This window comes from Pseudomonas sp. R45(2017) (genome assembly GCF_002112305.1).
Taxonomy (GTDB): domain Bacteria; phylum Pseudomonadota; class Gammaproteobacteria; order Pseudomonadales; family Pseudomonadaceae; genus Aquipseudomonas; species Aquipseudomonas paraglycinae.
Window position 1 is genome coordinate 102881 of the sequence record NZ_NEHH01000011.1, and the last position, 12431, is coordinate 115311.

Annotated in this window: 9 protein-coding genes; 3 read left to right on the forward strand and 6 right to left on the reverse strand. The window is 62.0% G+C overall.

What is annotated here, in order from left to right:
• The first annotated feature begins 2 nt into the window (after positions 1-2).
• Entirely contained in the window at positions 3-1340 is a 1338-nt protein-coding gene (locus CAF74_RS23885; RefSeq protein ID WP_085747976.1) for a dihydroorotase, read from the forward strand.
• 45 nt (positions 1341-1385) lie between these two features.
• Here CAF74_RS23885 and CAF74_RS23890 read toward each other — a convergent pair whose 3' ends face one another.
• The gene (locus CAF74_RS23890) at positions 1386-1904 is read right to left on the reverse strand and encodes a DUF3617 domain-containing protein (RefSeq protein ID WP_007954220.1); all 519 of its coding nucleotides are present in this window, start codon (positions 1902-1904) and stop codon (positions 1386-1388) included.
• A 146-nt stretch (positions 1905-2050) separates the two neighbouring features.
• On the opposite strand from CAF74_RS23890, the gene cls reads away from it, so the two are divergent.
• Positions 2051-3490 carry a cardiolipin synthase gene (gene cls, locus CAF74_RS23895; RefSeq protein WP_085747977.1) on the forward strand — a complete coding sequence of 480 codons (1440 nt, stop codon included), beginning with the start codon at positions 2051-2053 and terminating at the stop codon, positions 3488-3490.
• A gap of 2 nt (positions 3491-3492) precedes the next feature.
• Here the strand turns inward: cls and cfaB are convergent, their stop codons facing one another.
• The 5 genes from cfaB to hflK (CAF74_RS23920) form a co-directional block, all read right to left on the reverse strand.
• Entirely contained in the window at positions 3493-4680 is a 1188-nt protein-coding gene (cfaB, locus tag CAF74_RS23900) for a C17 cyclopropane fatty acid synthase CfaB (protein ID WP_085747978.1), read from the reverse strand.
• Between the two features lie 177 nt (positions 4681-4857).
• Entirely contained in the window at positions 4858-6765 is a 1908-nt protein-coding gene (locus CAF74_RS23905) for a heavy metal translocating P-type ATPase (protein ID WP_085747979.1), read from the reverse strand.
• A complete protein-coding gene (gene hflK / locus CAF74_RS23910; RefSeq protein WP_085606271.1) occupies positions 6762-7820 on the reverse strand; it encodes a protease modulator HflK in 1059 nt (352 codons plus the stop codon). The genes CAF74_RS23905 and hflK (CAF74_RS23910) overlap by 4 nt, the downstream gene beginning before the upstream one ends.
• Positions 7817-8863 carry a protease modulator HflC gene (gene hflC, locus CAF74_RS23915; protein ID WP_085747980.1) on the reverse strand — a complete coding sequence of 349 codons (1047 nt, stop codon included), beginning with the start codon at positions 8861-8863 and terminating at the stop codon, positions 7817-7819. The genes hflK (CAF74_RS23910) and hflC overlap by 4 nt, the downstream gene beginning before the upstream one ends.
• Positions 8860-10806: a protease modulator HflK gene (gene hflK, locus CAF74_RS23920; RefSeq protein WP_085747981.1), complete on the reverse strand. Its 1947-nt coding sequence runs from the start codon at positions 10804-10806 to the stop codon at positions 8860-8862. The genes hflC and hflK (CAF74_RS23920) overlap by 4 nt, the downstream gene beginning before the upstream one ends.
• A 210-nt stretch (positions 10807-11016) precedes the next feature.
• Between hflK (CAF74_RS23920) and lpdA the strand changes: the two genes are divergently transcribed.
• Positions 11017-12417 carry a dihydrolipoyl dehydrogenase gene (lpdA, locus tag CAF74_RS23925; protein ID WP_085747982.1) on the forward strand — a complete coding sequence of 467 codons (1401 nt, stop codon included), beginning with the start codon at positions 11017-11019 and terminating at the stop codon, positions 12415-12417.
• Positions 12418-12431 lie beyond the last annotated feature (14 nt).

The following is a 12431-nucleotide window of genomic DNA, read 5'->3' on the forward strand; positions in this document are numbered from 1 at the left end:
CCATGAGCAGTGTGCTGATTCGCAATGCGCGGCTGGTGAACGAGGGGCGTGAGTTCGACGCCGATCTGTTGGTCAGCAACGGGCGCATCGTCAAGATCGCCGGCAGCATCGAAGGTGAAAACGCGACCCGTGAAATCGACGCCACCGGCCAATGGCTGCTGCCGGGAATGATTGACGACCAGGTGCATTTCCGTGAGCCGGGTGCGCCGGCCAAGGGCAGTATCCACACCGAATCCCGTGCAGCCGTGGCCGGGGGCATCACCAGTTTCATGGACATGCCGAACACCAACCCTGCCACCCTGACCCTTGACGCGCTGGCCGACAAAAAGCGCCGGGCAGCGATCAATTCGGTGGCCAACTACGGTTTTCACTTTGGTGTCAGTCACGACAATCTGGACATTGTCGCGGCGCTCAATCCGAGCGAAGTGGCCGGGGTCAAAGTGTTCATGGGCGCGTCCACCGGCAACATGCTGGTGGACGACCCCAACACCCTCGAGCGCCTGTTCGCAGAAGTGCCGACGATTCTGCTGGCCCACTGTGAGCACACGCCGAGCATCGAAACGAATGCCGCAAACCTTCGCGAACGCTTCGGCAACCAACTGCCACCCGACGCCCATGCGCTGATCCGCAATGCCAACGCCTGCTTTCGCTCATCGTCTCTGGCGGTGGATCTGGCCCGACGTTACGGCACTCGTCTGCACGTCCTGCACCTGACCACGGCGTGCGAGCTGGCCCTGTTCGAAGACAAACCGCTGACGCAAAAACGCATCACTGCCGAAGTCTGCCTGCATCACTTGCTGTTTGATGACCGTGACTATCCGAACCTCGGCAACCTGATCAAATGCAATCCGGCGATCAAGTCCCAGAGCGATCGTGACGCCCTGCGCCAGGCGCTGCTGAGCAATCGACTGGACGTGATCGGCAGCGATCACGCGCCGCACACCTGGGCGGAAAAACAGCAAGCGTATGAACAGGCACCGTCAGGACTGCCACTGGTGCAACACGCGCTGCCGGCGTTATTGGAACTGGTGGCGGATGGCGTGTTGCCGATCACCACGCTGGTGGCGAAGACCAGCCACCGGGTGGCGGATCTGTTTGCCATTCCGGATCGCGGTTATTTGCGTGAGGGATATTGGGCGGATCTGGTGTTGATTCAACCGGAGCCCAAGGGTGTCGCTGTGTCACGTCAGCCGGTTCTGTCGCAATGCGGCTGGACGCCCTTCGCTCAGCGCAGCTTTCGGCATCGGGTCAGCACGACGATGGTGTCTGGGCAGATCGCGTGGCATGACCATCGGATCCATGACAACTGCCAGGGATTGCCGCTGCGGTTCATGCGCTGAAAAAAACCGCCTCCACTCGATGTGGAGGCGGTTTCGATGGTGACGTTACGCTCGCGGTTTGACCGTGCCGCAATCCTGACCCAGCCAGACTGCCCGGGTTTCCAGACTGCCCTTCTGGTTGATCCCGATGGCATTGAAGGTGCCATTGGCGACGGTGGTGAACTCACGGTCACTGAGGAACGTCGCGACGCCAGTGCCCTGGGCTTTCGGGCAACTGAAGCGGAATTTCCACTGGTTGCCGACACGCTCGGTGATCTGCTGTTTGCAGCCCGACTGCGGGTCCGCCAGCGGAATATCGTTGGTCGCCACCTGCTGCGGCGTCAGGCAGGCGCGGATGCCCTTGCCACCGATGTTGATCCCCTGCTTCTCCAGTTCCGCCCGCTGTTGCGGGGTGATCTGGCCTTGAATCTGACCGAGGATCGATTGCACATCCATCACCTGATCGTCGACCTTCACATTGCTCGACGTCATTTCCCATAACCCCGGCTGCAGCATTTGCGCCTGAGCAACCACCGGCAAGGCCAAACCCAGGCCCAGCGCCAAACCCAGCAGACGAACGTTCATTGAAAAACTCCTGATCAGTAGTGGCCGTTAGACGCCGGCCGCCTGTTTCGGTTCATGGCGGGCGCTGGCGGCTTGAAAACAAATAGCGACAATCGCCATGGAACATGGTCTGTTAAGCATTGAATCTTCAGGAGCAAGGTTGCCCCATGGATTATTTCGGACCGCACATTTTCGGTTATCTGATCGCCCTGATACACACCCTCGGCTCGATCGCCGCGATCCATGCCGTATTGACCGTACGCACCGCCCAAGGCTCGATCGCCTGGGCGCTGTCGTTGATCTTCATTCCCTATCTCACCCTCATCCCGTATCTGGTGTTCGGCCGCAGCACCTTCGATGGCTACATCAAGGCCCGCCGCCAGGCCAACGAACAGATGCGCCAGGCGATTTCCGAACTCAACTGGCGCCCGTGGGTGGAAGAAGCCCTGACCGCCCGCGCCTCGAATGCCTATGACTCGTTGCGCGCGATGCCAAAGCTGGGACGCATGCCGTGCCTGGCGAACAATGAAGTGCGATTGCTGATCAACGGCGCGGCCACCTTCGAGGCGATTTTCCACGCAATCGACCAGGCACGGGAAGCGGTGCTGATCCAGTTTTTCATCATTCACGACGATCGTCTCGGTCAACGCCTGCGTGACCTGCTGCTGAAGAAAGCGGCCGAAGGCGTGGTGATTCATTTGCTCTACGACCGCATCGGCAGCCACGCCCTGCCCCACAGTTATGTGCAGGCGCTGCGCGACGGCGGTGTCGAGGTAAAAGCATTCGCCACCCGCAGCGGCTGGCTCAATCGGTTCCAGGTGAATTTCCGCAACCACCGCAAGATCGTGGTGGTCGACGGGCTGATCGGGTTTGTCGGCGGGCATAACGTCGGCGACGAGTACATGGGTGAAAAACCACCGCTGGCGCCGTGGCGCGACACTCACGTCCAGGTGCGCGGCCCGGTGGTGGCGTGCATGCAGGAGTCATTTGCCGAAGACTGGTTCTGGGCCGCACGGTCATTGCCGCCGCTGATCCTGCCGGACGCATACCCGGAGGACGGCGTGCTTTGCCAATTGCTCGCCAGCGGCCCGGCGGATGCCTACGAGACCTGCTCGCTGTTCTTCGTCGAAGCCATCCACGCGGCCACCGAGCGCGTGTGGATCACCAGCCCCTACTTCATTCCCGACGAAGCCGTGTTCGCAGCATTACGCCTCGCGGTGCTGCGCGGGGTCGATGTGCGCCTGCTGCTGCCTTCGCGTCCCGACCACCGCATCGTCTACGCCGCCTCCAGCCTTTATGCGTTCGAAGCGGTGCGTGCCGGCGTGCGGGTATTCCGCTACGAACCGGGCTTCCTGCATCAGAAGGTGGTGTTGATCGACAGCGAAATCAGCGCGATCGGCAGCGCCAATCTGGACAACCGTTCGTTCCGGCTGAATTTCGAAGTGATGCTGCTGACCGTCGACAGCGAGTTCGCCGCCAGTGTGGAACAGATGCTCAACGATGACTTCACCCAGGCCTATGAAGTCGCCAAAGAAGAAAGCCGGGAGATCCACCGCCTGCAACAGGTCGGCATGCGGATCGCCCGGCTGATTTCACCGATTCTCTAGATTCAAGGGTGGTAGATGTCGTCCCTCGTCCACGGCAGTTCATGGCTGCCGTCGGCATGGGCCTTCACGGCGAGGATCTGGTGCAGGTTGATCCAGCCGCGAGCGAATGCATAAGCGCAGCCTGCCAGGTACAGACGCCAGATACGCAGCGCCTGGTCCGGCACCAGTTTCGCGGCGGCTTCAAGGTTGTCCTCCAGCCGTTCGCTCCAGTGGTCCAGGGTGCGCGCGTAGTGCAGGCGCAGACTCTCGACGTCGACGATCTCCAGACCCGCTTCGCTGATCTCGGCCGAGATCATCGCCAGGTGCGGCAGTTCGCCGTTGGGGAACACATATTTCTCGATGAAATCCCCAGCGCCGCGCCCTACAGGGCGGCCATCGGTGTGCTTGGCGGTGATGCCGTGGTTCATCACCAGACCGCCCTCTTTCACCGCGCCGAACAGGGTTTTGCAGTATTCGGCGAGGTTGGCATGACCGACGTGCTCGAACATGCCGACGCTGACCACTTTGTCGAAACGCCCGTCCTGGGGCAGATCGCGGTAGTCGAGCAGTTGCAGTTCGATCTGATCCTCCAGACCTTCGGCTTTGACTCGCTCGCGGGCCAGGGCCAGTTGTTCTTTGCTCAGGGTGATACCGAAGACCTTGGCGCCAAATTCGCGGGCGGCATAACGCGCCAATCCGCCCCAGCCGCAACCGACGTCCAGCAGATAATCGCCGGGCTGCAAACGCAGCTTGCGGCACAGGTGCCGGAACTTGGCTTGCTGGGCTTGCTCCAGGGATTCACTGCCGGTTTCGAAATACGCGCAGGAATACGCCATGTCGCTGTCCAGCCACAGCTGGTAGAACGCGTTCGATAGGTCATAGTGATAGGAGATGGCTTTGGCGTCGGTTTCCTTGTCGTGGAGCGTGCGCACCGGCTGACTGTCATCGTCTTCATCGAGTAGCGCGGAGCTCAGCTCATCGCACACCCGGATGACTTCGCTGATCGAGCCCTCCAGTTCGAGCTTGCCCTCGACGAACGCCGCCCCCAGCGCGTCGAGACTTGGATGAGTCAACTGGGACACCATCAATGGGTCCTTGACCACAATGGTGACGCTGGGCGTCGGGCCCAGATTGAATTCATGGCCGTCCCAGAGTCGCAGGCGAAGCGGAAGCTGCAGATTCTGTAAGGCCGGTGGAAGTTGCGCGAGCATGGAATATCCCCCTGGTTTCAGACGTCTGATCTGAGGGTAGACCATCCTTGAAAATTAGCAGGCTATCGATTTGATAGTCGCCGACTATCAGCCACATCGGCTGTCACCGCGCTGTCATCCCTGTTTCAGTGCGCCTTTTCAAATGACTGCGAGAGCGGCGCACAGTTCGAAAAATGATCAATCCAACGCTTTCAGCTTCAGCAGTGGCTCTTGAAAACGGAGCAGGCGACCGGCATTGCCGAGCACCAGCAACGTGCTCAGGTTGTGCAGCAACGCAGCGATCATCGCCCCCGCTGCACCGAGCCAGCCGAAGGCCGCGAATACCACGATGGCCAGCGTCCAGCCCAGGCCGATGATCACGTTCACTTGCAAGGTGCGTCGGCACTGACGACTCAGGCGCACGCAGGTGCCGAGCCGACGCAGGTCACTGCCGATCAGCACGATGTCGGCGGAGGCCAGCGCAATGTCCGCGCCGCCCGCTCCCATCGCCACACCGACCACGCCCGCCTTGAGCGCCAGCGAATCGTTGATCCCGTCTCCGACCACCATCGGCCGGAAGCCGTTGTCGATTTCCTTGAGCACTCGGTTCAGTTTGTCTTCGGGCAACGCCTGGGCTTCGACTTCGTGCAGGCCGACATCACTGGCGAGGGTTTGCGCGACGCTCTGTCTGTCACCGGTCAACAGCAGTTGCCGCCCCAGCCCGAGGCCACGCAATTCACTCAGGGCAAATCGCGCTTCCGGTTTGACCGTGTCGGCCAGTAACAGCCAGGCGAGGAATTCGCCGTTCAACGCCAGCCCGGCAATCGGGCCGTCGTGTTCGGGGATCGCCGTGGTCGGGATGCCCAACTGCGCAAACAGCTCCGGGCGCCCGAGCGCGGCCTCGCCTTGCGCGGTCTTGGCCACAACGCCCAACCCCTGCCGCTCATGGATATCGGTCAGCACCAACACTTCTTCCGCGCTGACCAGTCCGGCCAGCGCGCGGCTGACCGGATGGCTGCTCGCCGCCCCCAGGCTTGCAGCCAGCACCATCACCGAACCGTGATCCGCTCGCGGGCTTTTGATCGACTGCAAGCGCAGCGTGCCGTAAGTCAGGGTGCCGGTCTTGTCGACGACCAGCGAGGTGAGATCGGCCAGCTCCTCAAGGAACGCCGAACTGCGGATCAGAATCCCGTGCCGCGCCGCCACCGCCACCCCGGCAATCGCCGTGGCCGGTGCCGACAACACCAGCGCGCATGGGCATGCCGCCACCAGCACCGCGAGCATCGCCTGTGCATCGTTGGTGATGAACCAGGTCACCGCCGCGAGCAACAAAACCAACACCATGTAACTGCCGGCATAGCGTTCGAGCAACCGGGTGATCGGTGGCTTGGAGCGTTCGGCGTTCTGCATCAGCGCGATGACCTTGCCGAGGGTGGATTCATCCCCGGTGCGAGTTACTTCAATTCGCAGTAGCCCGTCGAGGTTGATCGCACCGCCGAATACCGCCATGCCGACGCCCGCCTCCATCGGAACCGACTCACCGGTGATCGACGCCGTATCGAGGCTGGCCTGGCCGGACAAAACCCGACCGTCCGCCGGCACCCGATCACCGGCGCGCACTTCGACTTTGTCGCCGGCCTTGAGCGTGCCGTTCTCGACTTCGATGATCGAACCGTCCGCCTGCACTTTGCGTGCATGGCTGCGCGTGAGTTGGCCGAGGGCATGAATCGCTTCCTGGGAACCGATCACACTGCGCTCTTCCAGCACATGGCCAAAGATCATGATGATCGGCAACAACGCCGCGGTGAGCAGATCGCCCGTGGCCCAGGCCCCGATCATCGCCAGGGCGATCAACTGATCGGTGATGCCGTGCAGGCTCGGATAACGCAGGCTGAACCACGCCGAACGCATCACCGGCACCGCGACTAATAAAGAAGCGAATCCGAGCAACAGCTGACTGACGCCCGTCTGTTCCGGCATCAACCAGCGCCAGATCAGCCCCAGACCGAGCAAGCCGAGGGCGAGCATCGCCAGGGTCAACTGGCGGGCGGCGCGGCGTTGTTCGGCCGAGGACAACAGGCTCGGAGATGAGGTGGTAGCAGTCATTTGCTGGCTCCCTGAATGATCAGGCGTGAATCGTCTTTCGGATCGACCGTGGTCACCGAACCGGCCTGACCGAGAATCTTCGGCATCCGCTCGCGGTACAGACGCAACAGCATTTGCGGGTCAGTGCCCTGCTGTTGCGCCTTGGCCAGGCTCAACACCGTCGCCGTGTCGGCGGAGGCTTTGGCCAGGCGCTCACCCGCCTGGGCATGAGCGACTTGCAGCGTGCGGTCAGCCTGTTCATTGGCGGACTGGGTAAGTTTCTCGGCCTCGGTGCGGGCATTGGCGACCGCTTTGTCGGCTTGCTGGCTGGCAGTAAGGACGGCGTTGAACGCACTGACCGCCGGCTCCGGCAGACTCGATTGCACATCGACCCGAGCCACTTCGATGCCGATGCCCTGACCGCTCGCCTTCAACTCGGCGAGACGTCGGTTGATGCCTTGCACCAGATCGCCGCGCAACCGTTCACGACGTTCGGCGGCCTGATTATCAGCGCCGATCAACTCCGGCCGCGCCACCAGAATCGTGTCCAGATCCCGCGCCGCCGTCAGCGCCACCGCGCTGCGCGTCACCACTCGATCCAGCGCCGGCAACACATGCTCGCCTTGAAGTACGAAGTCATAGGGATCGGTGACCTTGTAGAACACCCGCACATCCAGTTGCACCACTCCGGCATCACCCGTGAGCAGATAGCCGGAGCCGGCCAGGGCATCACTCAGCGGCGTGGCGAAGGTCGCGACGCGATCCGCCTGCAAGGCCTGATCACTGCGCAGCAGATTTTCTACCCTGCGTTCGATGACACGATCTGCCGCCGGCAACAAAACCACCTGCTCGAACGGCTGCGGCCAGGCCAATAACAACCCGGCATTCTGAATGCGATCCAGCGCTCCGAAATGCAAAACCACCGCGCGATTTTGCGGGTCGATCTGCCGGACATTGGAAAACGCCCAGGCCAATGCCGCGAGCACGGTTACCGCATACAGCGCGAAAAACGCCAGACGTCCCGCTTGAATCCATGGACTGTTCAGCGAATGTGTTCCACGTGGAACTTCATTCATGGCTGCGATCCGCTTTTGCTGTCGAGATTCGGCGGACCGTCGACCAACACCCGGAACGGCGCGGCGTCGGTGCGCAGGATCAGTTTGGTATCCGGCGAAACAATGGTGCCGAGGGTGTCCAGCGAGCGCAGCAAGTTGTACAGCTGCGGCGAACCGGCATAAGCGCGTCCGTAAATCTGCGCCGCTTCCACTCGCGATTGGGCTTCGATATCGGCGGCCTTCACCGTGGCATCGGCTTGCACGATGCGCGCATCGCGTTCGGCGGCGGAGCGGATTTGCGCCGCTTCACGTTTGCCGATAGCCGTGCGTTCGGTGGCAATGGTTTCACGCTCGGCACGCATCCGGTCAACCGTTGCGGTGAGGGTCACCGATGGCAAGGTCAGCCGTTCGATGCCCACTTGCACCACGCGCACGCCGTAAGTGGCGAGCAGCTGCTGATCGATTTGCTGACGCAACTGCGCTTCAAAATCGGCGATGCGAACCTGGCTGGCATCGGTGTTCACCAGATTGGCCAGATCGAAACTGCTGGCGGTTGTTTCCAGTGCCGAGCCGACAAACGTGCGAATCTGCCGGGCCGCTTCGTCCGGCTGGTTCTGCACAGCGCGCATGAAGCGCTGCACGTTGTCAGGATCGCCCTGCACCTGCCAGGCCACGTAAGCCTGAACGATGATGCGCAAACCGTCGCGGGTGCCGACATCCTGCAAGCCGCTGGAGGTCGTGCGCAAACGCAGATCCACCGGAATCGCCGCTTCGAACGGCGCCGGCCAGCGCCAGCTCAGACCCGGATCCAGCAACACGCGGGATGGATTGCCGAACCGGGTGATGACCGTGGCTTCACCGGAGCGCACTTGCACCAGGCTCGCCGCCGCGATGGCGAACGCCACCAGTAACGCTGCCCAGCCCATGCGTCTCCACGGAAAAGGACCCACCTCCTCCGGCGCACCGTGGTGATGGTGATGATGCCCGTGATGGTGATGACCGCCGGCATGAGCATGATCGTGGCCGCTGTGGTCATGGTGATCGTGAGTGTGCGACTGGCTCAATGGGTGGCTCCTGGCTGAGCGGTGGTGCGCGCCGGATCTGCCGGCAGCGTGAACGTACGCAGGTCGATGGTCGGTGCGTTACTGCTGCCGCCCAGACGATGGTCGAGTACCAACAGTTTGGCTTTGCTCAAACCCTGGCTGAGTTGGCTGAGGTATTGCTCCAGCACGAAGGCCTGGCCGGCACTGGCGTAGGCCTTTTGTTCGGCGCTGAATTTCAGATCCGCCGCTCGGGCGGTGGCGTTGATTTCATGGGCGTTGGCACTGGCCTGATCCCGAGCGAGGCTGGCCTGCAACTGCGCCTGGTTACTCGCTTCGGCGGCAGCGCCGCGCTCGCGGGAGATCAACGCCTGAGAGCCGATCTGCGCCGCTTGCACGCTGTGATAGGCATTGGCCGCCCCGGCCGGCGGGTGAATCGCTTCGACCACCGTGGCAAGAATTTCCACACCGCTGTCGAGTTTCTGCAGATCGCTTTGCACGGCACGGCCGATTTCTTCGGCGAGCCCGGTCCTGTCCTCGCCAAGCAATCCGTCGAGGGTACGCGAGGCAAAGTCATGCACCAGAATCCGGCTGGCGGTGCTGCGGATCAGCGTCGGCACATCCGCGCTGTTGTAGCTGGCGGCCAGTGCGGCTTGATCGCTCAGGCCGATGCGATAGACGAAGCGCACGTCCATGTTGACGATCTGAAAGCTCTGCTGATCGCCCCGGCTGCTGGCGATAACCTGGGACTTGTCATTGACGTGGCTGGCGTCCCACAAACGGTTGGCAGTAAATGGCGCCGGGCCTTCTGCCGGATCCAACTGCACGAGTGCCGGGTTCTCGCCGACACTGGTTGCCAGTTCATGCACCACGCCGTTTTCAACGTTCAGCACACGACCCAACGGCCAGGGCAAACCAGCGTGCAAACCCGGACCGAACACCTGCACCGGTTTGCCGAAGCGCTCGTAGATGCCACGGCTTTGCATCGGTATTTCGTGAAGGCCGGTGAGCAACCAGCCCACCGCTGCCACCAACACCAACACCGGCAAGAAGGCGCGGCGCATGTAACTGAAGGCCCAGATCTGACGCAGATCGATGCCGAAGCGGTTGTGCAATTCATGCTGTAACGCGAGCAAAGGTTGTGGCGGCCAGCGCAGCAAATCGGCAACGAAACTGCGCGCCAGCAGCACCGGTTCGAGTTGTTCGCGGCGCGGGCTGAACAGCGACAGCAAGGCACGCAGCAGCAATTCCACAGCGACCAAACCCGGCAGAATGCCAATCAGCACTGCCAGACGCACCGGCCAGATTGCACTGTCACTGGCGAACAACAGGCACAACGCGCCCAGCACAAGACTGATGATTGCCACCCGCGTCAGTTGTGCCAGCGCTTCGGCCTCGGGCCATTGCGCCGGGTTTTCCTGCGCCAGTTGCCGCTCCAGCACCAGCAGAGCGAACGCCAGCAGCAACGCGATGGCCGCGCCGACCGTGGCGGACAACCCCACTCCCGCCGCCGGCAGCGTCAGGCTCCACATTTGCTCGATGCTTAACAGCACCAGCAACGACCACCCGCCCAGCCACAATGTGGCCGCGCCGATCTGCCCTAGCAGGTGCAGACTGCGCTGACTCATGCGATCCAGCAGTCGCTCGTACCAGCCATCCGGCGCAGGTTCTTCAGCAGCCGTCACCGGCACGACGGGATTGATCACCCGCGCCCGCCATTGTGTCACCCACCTCGCCGATTGCAGCCCGGCCACCAGCACCAGCAATGCCGCGCTCTGATTGACCAGCAACGCGGGCCACAGCGATTGCGGTGCAAACAGCCCGACAAAAAACGCCAGCACCCACCCTGCCCCGGCCAACGCACCCAGACCGATCGCCAGGCGACGCAAGCGCCGGCCCTGCGTCGCCGCTTGCTGAAAGCGCGGCAACCCGGTCACTGGCGTGCCTTCATCCAGATCGACTTGCATATCCCCCCAAAACCCTTGGCTCACTGCACATATCGTTACGATATAACGAAAGTCGTGAAATATTTGTACTCATTTGCATCATTCAAAGATGCGCAACCTGTCGCTTGCCTGAAGCCTTGACCGAAATGTCGGGAAACGCTCATATTACGCTCGTAATTTTTAGCACGAACTACTTTTACTGATCCGCATCCTTCAGCCAGGAGCAAGAGCATGAGCAACTATGACGTGGTGATTCTGGGCGGTGGCCCCGGCGGTTATAACGCAGCGATCCGCGCCGGCCAACTGGGTCTCAAGGCCGCGTGTGTCGAAGGCCGCGCCACGCTGGGTGGCACCTGCCTGAACGTCGGCTGCATGCCGTCCAAGGCGCTTTTGCATGCGTCAGAGCTCTACGAAGCGGCGTTGGGCGCGGAGTTCGCCAATCTGGGCATCGAGGTCAAACCCACGCTCAACCTCGCGCAAATGATGAAGCAGAAAGACGAAAGCGTGAGCGGCCTGACCAAAGGCATCGAATTCCTGTTCCGCAAAAACAAGGTCGACTGGATCAAGGGCTGGGGCCACATCGACGGTCCCGGAAAAGTCAGCGTGACCGGCGATCAGGGCAGCAGGATCGAGCTCACCGCAAAAGACATCGTCATCGCCACCGGCTCCGAGCCCACTCCCCTGCCCGGTGTGGAGATCGACAACAAGCGCATCCTCGACTCGACCGGTGCGCTGTCCTTGAGCGAAGTGCCCAAGCATCTGGTGGTGATCGGTGCGGGCGTGATCGGTCTCGAACTCGGCTCGGTCTGGCGCCGGCTCGGCGCGCAGGTGACGGTGGTGGAATACCTCGATCGCATCTGCCCCGGCGTCGACGGCGAAGCCGGTAAGACTCTGCAACGCTCGCTGAGCAAACAGGGGATCAGCTTCAAGCTGAGCTCGAAAGTGACCAGTGCCACTTCTTCGGCCACTGGCGTACAGCTCAGCGTCGAACCCGCCGCTGGCGGCAGCGCGGAAATCCTTGAAGCCGACTACGTGCTGGTGGCCATCGGGCGTCGTCCGTACACCCAGGGCCTGGGCCTGGAAAACGTCGGCCTGAGCACCGACAAACGCGGCATGCTCGCCAACAAACAGCATCGCACCGAAGCACCCGGCGTGTGGGTAATTGGTGACGTGACGTCCGGGCCGATGCTCGCGCACAAGGCCGAAGACGAAGCCATGGCCTGCATCGAACAGATCGTCGGCAAGGCCGGCGAGGTCAATTACGACCTGATTCCCAACGTGATCTACACCCGCCCGGAGCTGGCCAGCGTCGGCAAGACCGAGGAGCAGTTGAAGGCCGAAGGTCGGGCGTACAAGGTCGGCAAATTCCCGTTCACCGCCAACAGCCGGGCGAAGATCAATCACGAGACCGAAGGTTTTGCCAAAGTCATCGCCGATGAGCGCACCGACGAAGTCCTCGGTGTGCACCTGGTCGGCCCGAGCGTCAGTGAAATGATCGGGGAGTTCTGCGTCGCCATGGAGTTCAGTGCCTCGGCCGAAGACATTGCCCTGACCTGTCACCCGCATCCAACCCGCTCTGAAGCGTTGCGTCAGGCGGCGATGAATGTCGAGGGGATGGCAACGCAGATGTAAGCACTGTGCGAATA